At 68.1% G+C, this 16,544-nt stretch carries 17 protein-coding genes; 8 read left to right on the top strand and 9 right to left on the bottom strand.

Translation table 11 applies throughout. The features are described 5' to 3' along the window. The first annotated feature begins 20 nt into the window (after positions 1–20). Positions 21–617, top strand: a complete 597-nt coding sequence (locus DMH01_RS39390) for a Uma2 family endonuclease (RefSeq protein WP_233621851.1) — start codon at positions 21–23, stop codon at positions 615–617. A gap of 258 nt (positions 618–875) precedes the next feature. Here the strand turns inward: DMH01_RS39390 and DMH01_RS39385 are convergent, their stop codons facing one another. From DMH01_RS39385 to DMH01_RS39370, 4 genes are all read right to left on the bottom strand, one after another. Further along, a complete protein-coding gene (locus tag DMH01_RS39385; RefSeq protein WP_125684034.1) occupies positions 876–1,436 on the bottom strand; it encodes a hypothetical protein in 561 nt (186 codons plus the stop codon). Positions 1,437–1,504: 68 nt separating this feature from the next. Beyond that, positions 1,505–2,734, bottom strand: coding sequence for an amidohydrolase (locus DMH01_RS39380; protein WP_125684032.1), 1,230 nt, complete (start codon positions 2,732–2,734; stop codon positions 1,505–1,507). 11 nt (positions 2,735–2,745) lie between these two features. Continuing rightward, positions 2,746–3,231, bottom strand: coding sequence for a GNAT family N-acetyltransferase (locus DMH01_RS39375; RefSeq protein ID WP_125684030.1), 486 nt, complete (start codon positions 3,229–3,231; stop codon positions 2,746–2,748). Then, the gene (locus tag DMH01_RS39370; protein ID WP_125684028.1) at positions 3,231–4,136 is read right to left on the bottom strand and encodes an aldose 1-epimerase family protein; all 906 of its coding nucleotides are present in this window, start codon (positions 4,134–4,136) and stop codon (positions 3,231–3,233) included. The genes DMH01_RS39375 and DMH01_RS39370 overlap by 1 nt, the downstream gene beginning before the upstream one ends. Positions 4,137–4,209: 73 nt before the next feature. Between DMH01_RS39370 and DMH01_RS39365 the strand changes: the two genes are divergently transcribed. The 4 genes from DMH01_RS39365 to DMH01_RS39350 all read left to right on the top strand — a co-directional run bounded on the left by DMH01_RS39365 (position 4,210) and on the right by DMH01_RS39350 (position 8,074). Beyond that, entirely contained in the window at positions 4,210–5,718 is a 1,509-nt protein-coding gene (locus tag DMH01_RS39365; protein ID WP_125684026.1) for a fatty acyl-CoA synthetase, read from the top strand. Positions 5,719–5,856: 138 nt separating this feature from the next. Continuing rightward, positions 5,857–6,420 carry a TetR/AcrR family transcriptional regulator gene (locus DMH01_RS39360; protein WP_125684024.1) on the top strand — a complete coding sequence of 188 codons (564 nt, stop codon included), beginning with the start codon at positions 5,857–5,859 and terminating at the stop codon, positions 6,418–6,420. After that, positions 6,420–7,250 (top strand): MBL fold metallo-hydrolase, encoded by an 831-nt coding sequence (locus DMH01_RS39355; RefSeq protein ID WP_125684022.1) that lies wholly within the window; start codon positions 6,420–6,422, stop codon positions 7,248–7,250. The genes DMH01_RS39360 and DMH01_RS39355 overlap by 1 nt, the downstream gene beginning before the upstream one ends. Beyond that, positions 7,247–8,074, top strand: a complete 828-nt coding sequence (locus tag DMH01_RS39350; RefSeq protein ID WP_125684020.1) for an MBL fold metallo-hydrolase — start codon at positions 7,247–7,249, stop codon at positions 8,072–8,074. Before DMH01_RS39355 ends, DMH01_RS39350 begins: the two co-directional genes overlap by 4 nt. 6 nt (positions 8,075–8,080) lie before the next feature. Here DMH01_RS39350 and DMH01_RS39345 read toward each other — a convergent pair whose 3' ends face one another. From DMH01_RS39345 to DMH01_RS39325, 5 genes are all read right to left on the bottom strand, one after another. Next, a complete protein-coding gene (locus DMH01_RS39345) occupies positions 8,081–9,466 on the bottom strand; it encodes an APC family permease (protein ID WP_125684018.1) in 1,386 nt (461 codons plus the stop codon). Between the two features lie 95 nt (positions 9,467–9,561). Beyond that, positions 9,562–10,146 carry a DUF3558 domain-containing protein gene (locus DMH01_RS39340; protein WP_125684017.1) on the bottom strand — a complete coding sequence of 195 codons (585 nt, stop codon included), beginning with the start codon at positions 10,144–10,146 and terminating at the stop codon, positions 9,562–9,564. A 24-nt stretch (positions 10,147–10,170) separates the two neighbouring features. Continuing rightward, complete coding sequence (locus DMH01_RS39335; RefSeq protein WP_125684015.1) at positions 10,171–11,454, bottom strand: MFS transporter; 1,284 nt, start codon at positions 11,452–11,454, stop codon at positions 10,171–10,173. 383 nt (positions 11,455–11,837) lie between these two features. Further along, on the bottom strand, positions 11,838–12,515 hold the full coding sequence (gene pdxH, locus DMH01_RS39330; RefSeq protein WP_125684013.1) for a pyridoxamine 5'-phosphate oxidase: 678 nt from the start codon (positions 12,513–12,515) through the stop codon (positions 11,838–11,840). A 539-nt stretch (positions 12,516–13,054) separates the two neighbouring features. Continuing rightward, positions 13,055–13,426, bottom strand: a complete 372-nt coding sequence (locus tag DMH01_RS39325; RefSeq protein WP_125684011.1) for a hypothetical protein — start codon at positions 13,424–13,426, stop codon at positions 13,055–13,057. Between the two features lie 378 nt (positions 13,427–13,804). Between DMH01_RS39325 and DMH01_RS39320 the strand changes: the two genes are divergently transcribed. From DMH01_RS39320 to DMH01_RS39310, 3 genes are read left to right on the top strand one after another with little or no spacing between them, the layout of a single operon-like run. After that, positions 13,805–14,809: an ABC transporter substrate-binding protein gene (locus DMH01_RS39320; RefSeq protein WP_199745790.1), complete on the top strand. Its 1,005-nt coding sequence runs from the start codon at positions 13,805–13,807 to the stop codon at positions 14,807–14,809. Next, the gene (locus tag DMH01_RS39315; RefSeq protein WP_125684008.1) at positions 14,806–15,759 is read left to right on the top strand and encodes an ABC transporter permease; all 954 of its coding nucleotides are present in this window, start codon (positions 14,806–14,808) and stop codon (positions 15,757–15,759) included. The genes DMH01_RS39320 and DMH01_RS39315 overlap by 4 nt, the downstream gene beginning before the upstream one ends. Next, a complete protein-coding gene (locus DMH01_RS39310; protein WP_125684006.1) occupies positions 15,756–16,544 on the top strand; it encodes an ABC transporter ATP-binding protein in 789 nt (262 codons plus the stop codon). Before DMH01_RS39315 ends, DMH01_RS39310 begins: the two co-directional genes overlap by 4 nt.

Here is a 16,544-nt window from a genome sequence, read left to right as displayed (position 1 = left end):
CTATGGTCACCAGTGGTCACGTGGTGATCGTGAGACACTGTGGAAAAGTCGACTTCCTGGATCGCCTGCTGTCGGTCGCGGAGTACGCGGCGCTCGGTGAGCCCGATTCCGGATTCACCGAGCTCGTGGAAGGCCGCCTTGTCACGTCGCCAAGTCCCGAGAGGCGACACAACAAGGCGCTCTACGCCGTGGCGAGGCAACTGGAATCCCAGCTGCCCGACCACCTCGAGTTCATCCAGGACATCGACGTCGATCTGGGACTGGTGCCACCTGGCGAGCCGGGTTTCGCCAGGCGACCGGATCTGATCATCGCCCTCCGCGCGGCAGGCGAGCGAAGTGACGAAGAAGACACGATGTACCACGCGGACGACGTCGTCGTCGTGGTCGAGATCGTGTCACCGGGCTCGAAACGCACCGACTACGTGACCAAACACGGCGAGTACGCCGACGCGGGGATCCCGCACTACTGGATCGTCGACCTCAGCGAGCCCGTCTCGCTTGTCGCCTGCCAGCAAGCAGGCGAACTCGGCTATCAGGACGCTCCGGCCATGACCGGCGAATTCGCCGCCACCGAGCCGTTCCCGGTGAAGCTGGATCTCGACCGGCTGCTCTCGTGAATGGCGAGGATGGTCAGGCCATCCGTGTCTCGAGTACCTATTGCGGGTGCGTTTTCGCGTGATGGGGCGGGCAACGTCTGGCTCACCTGCTGGGCGCCGGCCCTGGCGACATGTCGCGAAAGCCACTTTCGCGACGTCTGATGTCCCGAAAGTGGCTTTCGCGACACCATCTCCAGAGGCCGCAGGTCACGGACCGGACCCGAGATCAACGGCGGCCGGAAGCCAGCAGATGCTCTCGGCTAGCACCGTCCTCGCCGCTCACGAGCCTCCGTGCCCCGGCGGACCGAACTGCTGTGGCGGCGGACCGGCCTGCGGCGGCTGCTGCGGCCATCCGGTCGGCGGCGGATAAGGCTGCTGCCCCGGCACGGGCTGCCACTGAGGCTGAGGCGGGGCCTGAAATCGGGCGCCGGGAGCCTGCTGAAAACCTTGCTGCGGGAACCCCGGCGGTTGCTGAAAACCCTGCTGCTGAGCAAAACCCGGCTGCGCCTGCGCATCCTGCCGAGCCGCGGCGAGGGCGCGGTCCTTGCGCCGCTTCCCACGGATCAGCATCGTCGCCCCCAAGCCGGTCAGCGTCACGCCGACCCCGGCCATCCAGAGCCCGTGGCTCCGGAACGTCTCCGCACGGGATTCGGCTGCGGCCTTCATCTCGTCGTAGGTGTCCTCGTCAACGACACGGCTGCCCTTGGTGCTTTCGCAGACGTCGCCGGGCCCCATGATCCGGCTGCCGCATTTGATGACGTTCGGATCCTCGCGCGAGAACAGCAAGGTGACGACCAGAAAACCGATACCGACGATGAGAACGAAGACCCAGCGCTTCATGTGTTACACACCCTCCCCAGTGTGTCACACATGAGAGCACAGGTAGGTCCGTCCTGGCAAGACCGAAGTCAGCCCTCGCGGTAGCGCCGCTCCTCGGTGACGCCGACGCCGGTCTCCTCGTCGAAGTGGTAGACCTCGCGCCCGCGCACGAACACGCGCATGGCCCGGTTCATCACGTCCAGCGGGTCACCCGACCAGATGACCACGTCGGCGTCGAGGCCCGGCTTCAGCGAGCCGACCTGGTCGTCGAGGTCCAGCATCGCGGCCGGGTTGACGGTCAGCGCCTTCAGTGCGGTCTCCGGGTCCAGGCCGTCCTTCACCGACAGGGCCGCTTGGTACACCAGGAAGTTGATCGGCACGACCGGGTGGTCCGTGGTGATCGCGATCCGCACACCCGCCCTGGCGAGGATGCCGGGCGCGCGCAGGGTGCGGTTGCGCAGCTCCACTTTGGACTTGGTGGTGAACAGCGGGCCGAGGATCACCGGCACGTCCCGCTCGGCGAGCAGGTCCGCGATCAGATGCCCTTCGGTGCCGTGGTTGATCACCAGTTTGTAGCCGAACTCGTCGGCCAGCCGGATCGCGGTCACCATGTCGTCGGCGCGGTGGACGTGCTGGTCCCAGTACAGCTCGCCGTCGAGGACCTTGGCCAGCGTCTCCTTGGTCAGGTCGACGTCGAACGGCTTGCCCTCGCCGGCGGCGTGGTCGCGCTGGGCGGCGTAGTTGCGCGCGGCGGTGAACGCGTCGCGGATGGTCGACGCGACACCGAGCCTGGTCGACGGCGTCTGCTTCTTCTCGCCGTAAACCCGCTTCGGGTTCTCGCCGAGCGCGCTCTTCACGCTGACACCCTCGGCGAAGATCATGTCGAGCACGGTCCGGCCCCAGGTCTTGACGCCGATCGTCTGCCCGCCGATCGGGTTCCCGGAGCCGGGCTTGATGACGACGCTGGTGACGCCGCCCGCGAGCGCGTCGTCGAAGCCGGGCTCGTACGGATCGATCCCGTCGATCGCCCGGAACCGCGCGCCGTTGGGGTCGGTCATCTCGTTCGTGTCGTTCCCCGACCAGCCTTCGCCGTCCTCGTGGACGCCGAGGTGGGCGTGCGCGTCGATGAACCCGGGCAGCACCCAGCTGCCCGCGGCGTCGATCAGTTCGGCGTCGTCGGGGACGTCGACGTCGGCGTCGGTGCCGACCGCGGCGATCTTCCCGTTCTCGATGAGGACCGTGCCGCCTTCGATGGGATCACCGTCGACCGGGACGACGTAACCACCGACGATGGCCTTGACCTGTGCTTTGTCAGACATACTTTGACACGCTAACGAACTGGGCCACCGGTCCGCACGCGGGGCTTTTCGAAATGGACCAGTTCGTAGTGCTTCTCGGGCGTGCGGTGCGTCTCGACGTAGCCGAGCTTCCGGTACATCCGCAGCGGACCGGCGCTCCGCTCCCCGGTGAACAGGCGGAACACGGTCACCGAGGGCGGCGCGGCCGCCTCGGCGGCGAGCAGCAACGAGCTGCCGAGACCGTGTCCCTGCCTGTCCGGGGCCACGATGAGCCTGCCGACGAGACCGGCCTCGCCGTCCACGACGATCCGGACGCTCGCCACCAGCCGCCCGGATTCCCTGATGCCCCAGGCGAAACACGCGGGGTCGCCCAGGGCCTCCTTGGCCTGTTCGAAGGTCTCCAGCAGCGGCGGGAGGTCGAGGTTCTCGTGCTCCCTGGCCTCCGGGACGTACGCCGCGCGCTGCAGCGTGAGCACTTCACCCGCGTCGACGGGGCCCAGCCGGAGCGGAACCGTCATCAGCGGACTCGGATTCCCCAGCTCCCGGTCCACGAAGTGGCGGGCTCCAGGTCGATCAGGTCCGTGCCGGTGTTGAGCGCGTCGGCGGGGCAGGTCATCGGCTCGATCGCCACCGCCCGGCCACGGCCGACCAGGTCGTCCGGCGTGAACACCTGCGCCCAGCGGAAGTCCGGCCCCGCCCAGACCAGCAGCTCCTGCTCTCCGTGCGACAGGACGTGGTGGTGGTTCCCGTCCTCGGCCACGCTCAGCCCGCCGAACGCCGTGTCCAGGTCGACGCCTTCCAGCAGCTTGCCGGACCGGAAGTCGTACTCGGTCCCCTCGACGTCCTGCTCGTCGGCGTACGGCATCTGCTCCTCGCCGCGATACGGGCGGACCCGGCTCGCGGGCAGTGTCAGGGTCAGCTCGTCGGTGGGCACGTCGCCGATGCGGAAGTAGGGGTGTGTACCGAGCCCGACGCCGATCGGGCTCTCGCCCTCGTTGCGGATCTCGTGCGTCACGACCAGTTCGCGCGGCGAGATCTCGTAGGTGATCGTCGCGCGCAGCGGCACCGGCCAGCCGTCCTGCGCCGGGACGTCGATGGCCAGCGTGATCGACGACTCCGCGTGCTCGAGAAGTTCCCACTCCTCGTGCCGGGTCAGGCCGTGGATCGCGTTGCCACGCGCCTCCTCGGTGATCGGGAGCTGCTGTTTCTCACCCTGGTGCACCCACTGGCCGCCCTTGGTGCGGTTCGGCCAGGGCAGCAGCACCTGCCCGGCGCCCTTCGGCGGCTTCTCGTCCTCGGCGAACGCCTCGACGTACGGCACCCCGCCGACCTCGAACGCGCGCAACCCGGCACCGATCTCGGTGACGACGGCGCGCGCGTTGCCGCGGGTGATCTCGAACTGCTCTCCGGTGGGATTGGCCATGCGGACGAGGTTACCGGCGGCCGCCGGGAAAGTAGTCTGGGAATGCCACGCCCGGACGAAGGAGACCGCCGCGATGACCGTTCCCGGCTACCCCAGCACCGTCGGCCGCGTCCTGGAACGGAGCGCGCGACGCGTCCCGGACCGGGTCGCGCTCACGTTCGCCGATCGCGTGTGGACGTACGCGGAGCTCGACCGCGCGACGGGCCGGGTCGCGGCGAAACTGCTCGGCCGAGGGCTCGTCCACGGTGACCGCGTCGCGGCCTTCGGCAAGAACTCCGACGCGTACCTGTTGCTGTACCTCGGTTGCGCGCGGGCCGGGCTGGTGCACGTGCCGGTGAACTTCAACGCGCGCGGTGAAGAACTCGAATACCTGCTCACACAGTCCGAACCCGCCGTCGCCTTCGTCGATCCCGCGCTGGCCGAGCACGTCGGCGTCGAGCATGTGTCCACACTGGACGTTCTGGAGTGGGCGCTGGACGAAACCGTCGAGCCACACGAGGAGTCCGGGGTGGCGGACGAAGACCTCGTCCAGCTGCTCTACACGTCCGGGACGACCTCGCGGCCGAAGGGCGCGATGCTCACCCACCGCGCGCTGGTGCACGAGTATTCGTCCTGTATCGCGGCGCTCGACCTGAGCGACCGCGACGTGCCGCTGCACGCGCTGCCGCTGTACCACTCGGCCCAGATGCACGTCTTCCTCATGCCCGGCCTGGCCGTCGGCGCGACGAACCACCTCGTGGAGGCGCCCGACCTCGGCGACATCTTCGCGCGGATTCCCCGCCAGGGCATCACTTCGCTGTTCTTCCCGCCGACCGTCTGGGTGGGACTCGCGAACCATCCCGGTCTCGCGGACGCGGATCTGAGCTGTCTCACCAAGGCGTACTACGGCGCGTCGATCATGCCGGTCCCGGTGCTGAAGGCACTGCGCTCACGACTGCCGGAAGTCGGTTTCTACAACTGCTTCGGCCAGTCGGAGATCGGTCCACTCGCGACAGTGCTGCGACCCGAAGAGCACGACGCGCGGCCGGATTCCGTCGGCCGCCCGGTCCTCTTCGTCGAGACGCGAGTGGTGGACGCCGAGATGAACGACCTCCCGCCGGGTGAACTCGGCGAGGTCGTGTACCGCTCTCCCCAGCTGTGCACCGGTTACTGGGGTAAGCCCGAGGAGTCGGTGGAGGCGTTCGCGGGCGGCTGGTTCCACTCCGGTGACCTGGTGCGGCAGGACGAGGAGGGCTACCTGTTCGTCGTCGACCGGATCAAGGACGTCGTCAACACCGGCGGCGTCCTGGTCGCGTCGCGCGAGGTGGAGGACGCGCTGTACGCGCATCCCGCCGTCGCCGAGGTCGCCGTCGTCGGCCTGCCGCACGAACGCTGGATCGAGGCGATCGCGGCGATCGTCGTGGCGAAGGAACCCGTCGAGGAAGCGGATCTGATCGAGTTCGCCAAGGGGTCGCTGGCGGCGCACAAGGTGCCGAAGTCCGTGCACTTCGTCGGCGAACTGCCGAAGAACGCGTCCGGGAAACTGCTCAAACGCGAGCTGCGGCAACAGTTCGGCGGGTCGGCGTCCGCGATCGGCGTCTAGCGACGCGGCGAACTCGCGAGTTACGCCTCCAATCACGTGAGTTACGCCTTCGATCACGCGAGTTACGCGCCTGATCACGCGAGTGCGGCATCTCTACTTACTAGACCGGTCGTCATAGTTTGAGCTACAGTCGGTCGCATGGTCCGCCGCACCGACACCCGGCAGCGCATGCTCGATTCCGCCGCCGAGCTCTTCCACCAGCAGGGTTACCACGCCACCGGTCTCAACCAGCTCGTCGCCGCCGTCGGCGCGCCCAAGGGATCGCTCTACTTCCACTTCCCCGGCGGCAAGGAGCAATTGGCCGCCGAGGCCATCCGCCAGTCCGCCGATCGGCTCTGCGACCAGCTGCGCACGATCGCCGCGAACGCGCCCGACGTCGTCACCGGGATCGAGAACGTGGTCGAAGCGCTGGCGACTTCGCTGGAGGAGTCGGATTTCCAGCGCGGCTGCCCACTCGCGACGGTCGCGCTCGACGCGTCGGGTGACAGCGAGACGATCCGCCAGGCCTGCGCCGACGGCTACAAGTCCTGGCACACCGTCATCGCCGAAGCGCTCGACACCGACAAGGCGGACCACCTGGCCACTGTCGTCCTCGCCGCCATCGAGGGCGGTCTGCTGCTGGCCAAGACGTTGCACGACACCGCGCCGCTGCGCGCGATCGCCCCTCACCTCCGTGCCACCCTCGAACGGGAGCTGTCCTGATGCGCGTCCATCACCTGAACTGCGGAACCATGCGGCCGGTCGGCGGCAAACTCATCGACGGCAGGCCCGGCCTGTTCCGTCGCGCCGAACTGATCTGCCACTGTCTTCTGCTGGAGACCGACACCGGGCTCGTGCTCGTCGAGACCGGTGTCGGAACGCCGACCGTCACCCGCCCGGTCGAATGGCTCGGCGCCGGTTTCGTCCGGCTGGTCCATCCCGACAGCGACGACGACCTCAGCGCCACCACCCAGATCCGCAAGCTCGGCTTCGACCCGGCCGACGTGCGCGACATCGTGCTCACCCACCTCGACCTCGACCACGCGGGCGGGCTCGTCGACTTCCCGCAGGCGCGGGTCCACGTCCACGATCGCGAGCTCCAGGCGCTGGAGAAGCCGATCGACCGCAAGGAGGCGAGCCGCTATCGGAAGGTCCAGTTCAGCCATGGTCCACAGTGGAGGTCGTACCGCGCCGACGGCGAGCCGTGGTTCGGTTTCGCCGCCGTCCGTGAACTCGAAGGGGTCCCGGACGTCCTGATCATCCCCCTCGCCGGGCACACCCGCGGGCACGCCGGCGTCGCGGTCGACACGGGTGACGGCTGGCTCCTCAACGCCGGTGACGCCGTCTTCCACGGCGGCGAACTGGAACGAAAGCCGCACATCCCTCTGGCCTTGGGCTTCTTCGAGTCGTACATGCAGACGGAGAAGACCGCACGACTGGACAACCAGCGCCGGCTGCGCGAACTTGTCAGTAACAACGGTGACGAGGTGACGGTCTTCGCCGCGCACGACGCCACCGCATTCGAACGGCTCAGCCAGAGGAGCAGGCTATGAAGGTGCACCACCTGAACTGCGGCACGATGCGCGCGCCGGGAGGGAAGCTGCTCGACGGTCAGCCCGGCCTGCTGCGCCGCTCGGAGCTGGTGGCGCACTGCCTGCTCATCGAGACCGGCGACGGGCTCGTGCTGGTGGACACCGGTTTCGGCCGCAAGGGCGTCGAGAATCCCGGCGCGTGGCTCGGCACGCCGTTCACGATCATGGTCGGCGCGAAACCGGTCGAGACGGAGACCGCGGCGCACCACGTCGAAGCGCTCGGCCACAAGCTCGAAGACGTCCGGCACATCATCTGCACCCACCTCGACGTCGATCACGCGGGCGGGCTCGCGGACTTCCCGAACGCCGTCGTGCACGTCCGCACCGCGGAGCACGACGCGGCGACGTCACCGGCCAACCAGAGCGAGAAGCTGCGGTTCCGCGCCAACCAGTTCGCCCACCGTCCACTGTGGAGCATGTACGACGAGGCCGGGGACGACTGGTTCGGCTTCCAGGCCGTCCGGGAGCTGAAGGGCCTGCCGCCGGAGATCCTGCTGGTGCCGCTCGCGGGGCACACCAAGGGCCACACCGGGGTGGCCGTCGACACCGGCGACGGCTGGTTGTTGCACGCGGGCGACGCGTACTTCTTCCACGGTCAGCTCGATCCGGTGAAGCCGCACTGCCCGCCGGGGATGACCGCGTTCCAGAACATGGTGCAGACCCTGCGCAAACCGCGGCTGGAGAACGTCGAGCGCCTGCGGGAGTTGAGCCGAGAACACGCCGACGAGGTCACCGTGTTCTCGGCCCACAGCCCGGTGGAGTACCAGTCGCTCAGCCGGGGATAGGAATGGTCAGCCGACCGGCGGCTCGAGGGGCTGCCGGTCCTCTTCCTTGTGCGTGGCCCGCATGACGAGCCAGTTGATCCCCCACAGCACGATGCCGACGCCGAGCAGGATCGCGGCGACCTTGTAGTCGCGCGCGGGCCGCCCGGACAGCGGCGTCACCAGGTAGAGACAGAAAATCGCGGCCAGCACCGGGATGATCGTCGGCGCGCGGAAATGCTCGTGCGCCGCCTTCTCCTTGCGCAGTACCAGGACAGCGACGTTGACGATGGCGAACACCGCCAGCAGGAGCAACGCCGTCGTACCGCCGAGCACGCTGATGTCCACAAAGGACACGAGGCCGATGGCGATGACACTGGTGAACACGATCGCCACCCACGGGCTGCGGCGGAACGGGTGCACGGTGCCCAGCTGCTTCGGGATGATCCGCTGGTTCGCCATGCCGTAGAGCAGACGGCTGGCCATCAGCATGTTGATCAGCGCCGAGTTGATGACCGCGAAGAGACCGATCGCGGAGAAGATCTCGCGCGGGAACCCGGGGGCCCCGACGTCGAGCACCTTCAGCAGCGCGCTGCTCTTGGCGGCCTCCAGTTCGTCGGCGGGTACCAGCAGCGAAGAGGTCACGGAGACCAGGATGTAGATGGTCGCGGCGATGACCATGCCCCACAGCATCGCCTTCGGGAAGATCCGGATCGGGTCCTTGCACTCCTCGGCCATGTTCACCGAGTCCTCGAAACCGACCATCGCGAAGAACGCCAGCGACGTCGCCGAGGTGATCGCCACCAGCATCGTCTGGTTCTCGGTGTCGAATTCGACCAGCCGCGACGCGTCCCCGCTGCCGTTCAGCACCGCCCACACGCCGACCCCGATGATGATCAGCAGACCGCCGATCTCGATGCAGGTCAGCACCACGTTGGTCTTCACCGATTCGGAGACCCCGCGGAAGTTGATCAGCGCGAGCCCGATCACGAACAGGATCGCCACCAGCGGCATCGGTGCGGTGATGAATTCCTTCAGATAGGTGTCACCGAAGGCCTTCGCCGCCGACGAGGCCGACGTGATCCCGGAGCACATCACCGCGAACGCCACCATGAAGGTGAGGAAGCGGAGCTTGAACGCCTTGTGCGTGTAGAGCGCGGCCCCCGCCGCCTGCGGGTACTTGCCGACCAGTTCCAGGTAGCTGAACGCGGTCATGATCGCGACCACGAACGCGATCAGGAAAGGAAGCCAAAGCGCGCCGCCCACCCGGCCGGCGACCTGTCCGGTGAGCGCGTAGACGCCCGTCCCGATGATGTCCCCCACCACGAAGAACAGCAGGAGTTTGGAACCCATCACCCGCTTGAGGCTCGGTTGGCCGGCCGGACCGGCCTGTTCTGTTGTCGTCGTGTCCGCCATGCGGCAAGAGTGTGCCGTATCACGTCTGGGGCCGACAGTCCGGTTTGGTCAGTTCTTCGTCACGGGTTGACGAAGCACGCCTTTGGGTAACTCCCTCAGTTGGCGTCGACCGCGGTCTTCACCAGCGGGAGCATCATGTCCTGCGTCATCTTCAGCGGTCCGGTGTAGTTGACCAGGACCGGCACGTTGTCCACGAGTTCGGCCGACGCGAGCGTCGCGGTCTTGTTCTCGTCGGTGTAGTAGATGGCGCCTTCGCCGACACCGGCGACGTCCTTCGCGTTCTGCTTGGCCTTCTTCAGCGCGGCGACCATCTCGGCGGGCTTGATCTTGTTGCCCTCGAAGCGGGTCACCGCGAGCGCGCCGATCTGCTTTCCGGCCGCCGAGTAGACGCAGCTCTTGGCCTTGCCGCCGTTGGCGGCGTTGTCCTGCACCGGACCCGGCGCCGACGTCACGCCCTGGATCGAGACCGCCTTGCCCACGGCCTCGGCGGGCAGCAGCGCGCAGGGCTCCTTCGAACCGGTGCCACCGGTGGGAGCGGCCGAGGAACTCGGCGCGGCGGAAGGAGCGGGAGCCTGGCTCGACGGCTTGGCCGCGTTGTCCGTCTTCTCGTCCCCGGACGAACAGGCGGAAAGGGTCGCGATGACAGCGGCGAACAGGATGATCGCCCGTGAAATACGCATGGGCCCGACGATAGACCGAACGGCTCAGTCCACCGGGGCCCGGTACCGCCAGAACGACGGGATGAGCAGCGCCGCGCCGATGACCAGCACGATGACCAGCACTCCGCCGCCGGAGGCCGCGGCGGCCGTGCCGACACCGGCGGCGGCCCAGCCGTGGGTGAGGTCGGCGATCCGCGGGCCGCCCGCGACGACGACGGTGAACACACCCTGCAGCCGTCCGCGCATCTCGTCGGTGGTCGCGAGTTGCAGGATCGACATGCGGTAGATCGCGCTGACCATGTCGGCGGCGCCGGCGAGCGCCATGAAGAACACCGCGAGCCACAGCGAGTTCGCGAGCCCGAAACCGGCGACGGCGGCGCCCCAGACACAGATCGAGACGATCACGCCGACACCCTGTTTGCGGATCCTGGTCAGCCAGCCGGAGAAGAGACCGATCAGCATCGCGCCAGCGGGGAGCGCGGCGTACAGCCAGCCCAGCGCCGGGCCGCCGCCGGGCGGGTCGCCGAAGGTGCGCTCCGCCATCTCCGGGATCAGCGCGCGCGGCATGCCCGCGACCATCGCGATGATGTCGACGAGGAACGAGGCCAGCAGGATCTTCTGGGTCGCCAGGTATTTGAAGCCGTCGATGATGTCGCGGATCCCGGCCCGGCGCGCGATCTCGCCGAGCGGCGGGATCGGGGGCAGCTTCCAGACCGCGATGAGGGTCAAGGTCAGGGCGACGACGTCGATCAGGTAGAGCGTCGAGAGGCCGAGGATCGGGATCAGCGAACCGGCGAGCAGCGGGCCGAAGACCGCGCCGAAGGTGGACATCGTGCTGCTCAGCGCGGTCGCGGGCGCGATCAGGTTGTCCGGGACCAGCCGGGCGACGACGGCGCCGCGGGTCGGCATGTTGATCGCGAAGAACGCCTGGTTGACCGCGAGCAGGCCCAGGACCAGCCAGACGGAGCCGAGGTCGAGGAACGCCTGGAGCCACAGGACGGCCGAAGTGAGCGTGACCCCGACGTTGGTGACGAGCAGGAGCTTGCGGCGGTCGACGGCGTCCGCGATGGCGCCGCCCCAGAGACCGAAGACGAGCAGCGGGACCAGCGCGACCAGGCCGGTCAGTCCGACGTAGGCCGACGAGCCGGTGAGGTCGAAGACCTGTTTGGGGACCGCGACGGCGGTGAGCTGGCTGCCGACGGCGGTGACCGCGGTGGACAGCCAGAGCCGGCGGAACGCCGGGATCTTGAGCGGCCGGGTGTCGACGACGATCGAGCCGAACAGCTTGCGGACACCTTTGCGCTGGTCAACCCCCACGTCGTCACTCACAACCAGACAGCTTAGCCGCGCTAACTAACCATCCGCGCGCGATTTATGTCACCGGGGGCCGAAGGGACCTTTCGCCGCGTGAGACGCAGCGAAGGGAGCTTTCACCTCGTCTCACGCGGCGAAGGCCCCCTTCAGCCCACCACGAACCGCCCCAAAGCCCAGTGACCCAACGCCAGTGCCCCCGAGACCCCCGGTGACCCCACGCGTCTCCCGAAAGCGCGCCAGCGCGACGGGAGACTTCACCGTCGAGCGCCCTCTTTCGGGCCGAAGGCCCACGAAAACGCGATGAAGGGGCGCCCTCCGCTCCCAACGCGAGTTACAAGCGGTCCGGGCGCCCCTTCGGCGCGCTTTTCGTCAGCGCTCGACAAGAACACAGACAGACATCACGGCGCGACGCGCTCGATCTGCCAGCCGTCGTCGGTGCGGACGTAGCGGAGCCGGTCGTGCATGCGGTCCTCGCGGCCCTGCCAGAACTCGACGACGTCGGGCCGGATGCGCCACCCGCCCCAGTGCGGCGGGAACGGGATGTTCTCGACGTCGGCGAACCGGCGCTCGATCCCGTGGAGCGCGTTCTCGAGGGCACGGCGGCCGTCGACGACGCGGGACTGCGGCGACGCCCAGGCCCCGAGCTGCGAACCCCGCGGGCGGGACGCCCAGTACTCGGCGGTCTCGGCGACATTGACCTTCTCCACCTCGCCGCGCACGTGGACCTGACGCTGCAGGGCGTACCACGGGAAGGTGATCGACGCGTACCGCGTCGCGGTGAGGTCGTGGCTCTTGGTCGAGGTGTAGTTCGTGTAGAAGACGACACCGCGTTCGTCGAGGCCCTTGCACAGGACGGTCCGGGAGGACGGCCTGCCTTCCGGGTCGGCGGTGGCGAGCACCATCGCGTTCGGTTCGGGGATCCCGACGGAGACTGCCTGGTTCAGCCAGTCCTGCAGCTGGGCGGTCCACGTCTCCGCCAGCGCGGACTCGTCGAAGGCGGCCCCTTCGTAGGCCACCCGCATTCCGGGCAGGCGAACGACGGCGTCGTCGGCGCCCTCTTTGATCTCCGGCATCATCCGCCAAACCTCCGTACCCGATCGGGGCCCATGACTTCGGCTTTGCCGCCGACGGTATTGCCTAGAAGGCGGCGGCGAAACCCACTGAACGGTGACACCCGCCACCCCTGCCCGATCATCTGTGTGTAGCCGCCGGACCGCAAGCCGTCACCTCCTCGTTACCTGGCAGGACCTGATCGATCAAGGTCGATCGTCGGTCACGCGAGTTCTTGTTCCACACCGTCCTGTCCGCCCGGAAATCGCGCCCACCTTCCCGGGCCGGCACTTTTTCTTCTTCGCGAATCGTGAAAAGCGCCTGGACAGACCCAGTCCGCCGCGAAGAACCGGAAATTGACGACCGCCTATTTCCGCCTTCACTTCGCCACTATCTTCAGCGCCCGTGAACAATTCTTCGGACTTTTCTCGCGACATCCGGCCGCGCCCCGGCTAATTCTGTCGGTTGACAGAAATCAACGGTCTCGGCACACCTCCGCGAGATGTGTCAGACCACGACGCGAAGGTCGCCTCCGTGACGGCAATTCACGCCTTCCGCCGTGCTGTCAGTTCGTGACAGTGAACTCCGCGCGGACGATCCAGCCCCAGCAGTCGTACGACGCCGTGTACCGCCCCGGCACGGTCCCGACCGGACCGTCGCCGCGCAACGCGACACCGATGCCGCCGGTGCCGCCGTCTCCCACCACCCGCAAGGGAATCGGCGCGGCGAGTCCGTTCGCGACGAGCGTCGTCGCGAGCTCGCCCGCCCCCGACGGGCGCAGGCAGTAGATGTCCGCGGTGACCGTCCCACCTGCGACGACGGCACTCGGGCTCATGACCAGACTGGACGGTCTGGTCGCGTTCGCCTGCCCCGCTCCGGCCAAGGTGGACAAGAGCGCCACCCCCGCGACGCACGACGCGGCCGCACGAAATTTCATCTTCCGCTCCCTTCAGGATTTTCACCCGCCACCCGATGGACGTACGGCGCCCGGCACGGGGTTGCCCACCCTGCGAGAGTCCGCCCTTTGGGGCGAACGGCCGGATTTAGCAGAATGTGACAGCGAATCGTGCAAGAGCCGACGATCACACTAGGTAGACCTTGCGCCACTCGATAGGATCGCCGCCGAGAGCAACGGGGTGATCACCTCTATCCAGAGTGTTCAGAGGTTTTGATGGGACGGCCGGGTGTGCGGCCGCGCCATCCGCTATTGCCGGCCGGGCTTCCGCGAGGGAGTTCGACACCGGTCGATCAGTCCTGCGCTCGAACAGCCGGAACTTTCCACGCCCGAGTTACTCCCCTTCCCCAGGAGTGCGTTGTGATTTCCCGTTCCCGCCGTCTCATGACGGCGTTGTTGTGCGCCCTTTCGCTGGCGGGCGTGACCGCCCTTTCGGCTTGTTCCGACAGCACGGCCGCCTCCGGCACCAAGGTCACCATCGGTTACAGCGCCTGGCCGGGCTGGTTCCCGTGGGCGGTGGCCCAGGAGAAGGGCCTGTTCGAGAAGAACGGCGTGAACGTCGACCTGAAGTGGTTCGACAGCTACACCGAGAGCATCAACGCGCTGTCCTCCGGCGCGATCGACGCGAACAGCCAGACCCTGAACGACACGCTCGCGTCGGTCAGCGGTGGCGCGAAGCTGTCGGTCGTGCTGGTCAACGACAACTCGACCGGCAACGACAAGGTCATCGCCCGCCAGGGGATCACCAGCGTCGCCGACCTCAAGGGCAAGAAGGTCGCCGTCGAGCAGGGCACCGTCGACCACTACCTGCTGCTGCTCGCGCTGCAGGAGGCGAAGCTGACCGAGAAGGACATCGAGCTGGTCCCGCTGCTGACCGACGCCGCCGCGGCCGCGTTCGTCGGTGAGCAGGTCGACGCCGTCGCCGCCTTCGCCCCCTTCACCACGAAAGCGCTCGAGCGGCCCGGCAGCCGCGCGATCGCGACGTCCGCCGAGTTCCCCGGCGCCATCCCGGACCACCTGGTCGTCTCCGAGCAGATGTCGAAGGAGCGCAAGAAGGAGGTCCAGGCGCTGGTGAACACCTGGTTCGAGACCATCGAGTGGATCAAGCAGAACCGCGAAGAGGCCGTGAAGATCATGGCGAAACGCGGCGCGGTGTCGATCGACGAGTACAAGTCCTACGACGCGGGCACCACGATCTTCACCAAGCAGCAGAACCTCGACGCGTTCACCCCCGGCGTCACCCCCGCCCACCTGAACTTCCAGGCGGGCAAGATCGCCGACTTCATCGTCTCCAACGGGCTCGCCCAGAGCAGGCCGAACTTCGACGGGCTGTTCGACGACCAGTACGTGAAGGCGGTGAAGTGAGCGCCACGGACGCGTCGGGGCGCGCCGCTCAGCGGACGGACGCCGCCGACGAGGCCGAAGCGCGCCGCCTCGACGACGAACAGCGGCTCGCCGAGGCGCAGGAGGAGCGGCGCGGCACGCGACCGGACTGGTCGCCGCTGCCCCGCCGGGCGGGCCTCAAGCCGAACGCCTCGCCGCTGCTCTCGCTCCGGACGCCGATCCCCGCGCGCTGGCGGTGGACGCTGGCGGTGGCCTCGTTCGTCATCCCGCTGCTGATCTGGGTGACGCTGAACGCGCTGGGCACGATCAAGCCGATGTTCCTCCCGACGCCGGTCGCGGTGTTCGACGCGCTGCTGAAGATGGTCGAGTCGGGCGAACTGTTCAGCGACCTCTGGGCGACCACCCAGCGGGTCCTGCTCGGGTTCGGGCTCGCGGTGGTCGTCTCGGTGCCGCTCGGCATCGTGATGGGGACGTTCGACGCGGGACTGGCGCTGTTCGAGCCGGTCATCGCGATGCTGCGCTACCTGCCGGCGAGCGCGTTCATCCCGCTGCTGATGATCTGGCTCGGCCTCGGCGAACCGTCGAAGGTCGCGGTCCTGTTCCTCGGCACGGTCTTCTTCAACACGCTGATGACCGCCGACGCCGTCCGCGGGGTGCCGCGTTCCCTGATCGACGTGTCGTACACGCTCGGCGCGCGGCGAGGCGAGGTCCTGCGCAAGGTGATCGTCCCGCACGCGCTGCCCGGCATGATCGACGCGACCCGCGTCAACGCCGCGGCCGCGTGGAACTTCGTGGTGGTCGCCGAGCTGATCAACGCCACCGCCGGGCTCGGCCTGCGGATCATGCGGGCGCAGCGGTTCACCCAGACCGACCGGATCTTCGCGCTGCTGATCGTGATCGGCCTGCTCGGGCTGGTCATCGACATCGCCCTGCGGCTCCTTCGGGCCCGGGTCGGGAAGTGGGCGGCATGACGCTCCAGCTGAAGGCCGTCGCCAAGGACTACACGGTCCGAGGCAAGACCACCCGGGCGCTCGACGGGATCGACCTCGACGTGGCGCGCGGCGACTTCGTCTGCGTGGTCGGCGCGAGCGGGTCCGGCAAATCGACCCTGCTGTCGCTGATCGCGGGGCTGACCGAACCGACCGAAGGCCTGATCACCCTCGACGGCGACGCCGTCACCGGACCGGGCCCGGATCGCGGGCTGGTGTTCCAGCACGGCGCGCTGTACCCGTGGCGCACGGTGGAGGCCAATGTCGCGTTCGGACTCGAACTGCTGAGCCTCGACAAGGCCGAACGCGCGCGCCGGGTCGACTGGTATCTCGAAGAGACCGGCCTCGATCACCTGCGGAAGTCGTTGCCCAAACAGCTTTCCGGCGGGCAGAAGCAGCGGGTCGCGATCGCGCGGGCGCTGGCGGGCGAGCCCGACGTGCTGCTGCTGGACGAACCTTTCGGCGCGCTGGACGTCCAGACCAAAGAGGACATGCAGGTCCTGATCCGCCGGATCTGGACCGACACGCACACCACCGTGCTGATGGTGACCCACGACGTCGAAGAGGCCGTGTTCCTCGGCCGCCGCGTCGTGGTGCTGGCCTCGGATCCGGGCCGGGTGGCCGCCGACATCGTGGTCGACCTGCCCGCCGAACGCGACCTCGCGGTCAAACGCGCGCCGGAGTTCGTCTCACTGCGCGCGTCCATCGAAGACCTCGTCCGGGAGCAGCACCGCGGACACCTCGGGCGGAGCCGGGGAGAAAGGTGA

Origin of the sequence: Amycolatopsis sp. WAC 04182 (assembly GCF_003947465.1) — a bacterium.
Lineage (GTDB): Bacteria > Actinomycetota > Actinomycetes > Mycobacteriales > Pseudonocardiaceae > Amycolatopsis.
This window is presented reverse-complemented; position numbering and strand designations above follow the sequence as displayed.

Coding starts and splice junctions, on each gene's coding strand:
- DMH01_RS39385 (WP_125684034.1), bottom strand. CDS start 1,436: ATGAAGCGCTGGGTCTTCGTTCTCATCGTCGGTATCGGTTTTCTGGTC.
- DMH01_RS39380 (WP_125684032.1), bottom strand. CDS start 2,734: ATGTCTGACAAAGCACAGGTCAAGGCCATCGTCGGTGGTTACGTCGTC.
- DMH01_RS39375 (WP_125684030.1), bottom strand. CDS start 3,231: ATGACGGTTCCGCTCCGGCTGGGCCCCGTCGACGCGGGTGAAGTGCTC.
- DMH01_RS39370 (WP_125684028.1), bottom strand. CDS start 4,136: ATGGCCAATCCCACCGGAGAGCAGTTCGAGATCACCCGCGGCAACGCG.
- DMH01_RS39365 (WP_125684026.1), top strand. CDS start 4,210: ATGACCGTTCCCGGCTACCCCAGCACCGTCGGCCGCGTCCTGGAACGG.
- DMH01_RS39360 (WP_125684024.1), top strand. CDS start 5,857: ATGGTCCGCCGCACCGACACCCGGCAGCGCATGCTCGATTCCGCCGCC.
- DMH01_RS39355 (WP_125684022.1), top strand. CDS start 6,420: ATGCGCGTCCATCACCTGAACTGCGGAACCATGCGGCCGGTCGGCGGC.
- DMH01_RS39350 (WP_125684020.1), top strand. CDS start 7,247: ATGAAGGTGCACCACCTGAACTGCGGCACGATGCGCGCGCCGGGAGGG.
- DMH01_RS39345 (WP_125684018.1), bottom strand. CDS start 9,466: ATGGCGGACACGACGACAACAGAACAGGCCGGTCCGGCCGGCCAACCG.
- DMH01_RS39340 (WP_125684017.1), bottom strand. CDS start 10,146: ATGCGTATTTCACGGGCGATCATCCTGTTCGCCGCTGTCATCGCGACC.
- pdxH (WP_125684013.1), bottom strand. CDS start 12,515: ATGATGCCGGAGATCAAAGAGGGCGCCGACGACGCCGTCGTTCGCCTG.
- DMH01_RS39325 (WP_125684011.1), bottom strand. CDS start 13,426: ATGAAATTTCGTGCGGCCGCGTCGTGCGTCGCGGGGGTGGCGCTCTTG.
- DMH01_RS39310 (WP_125684006.1), top strand. CDS start 15,756: ATGACGCTCCAGCTGAAGGCCGTCGCCAAGGACTACACGGTCCGAGGC.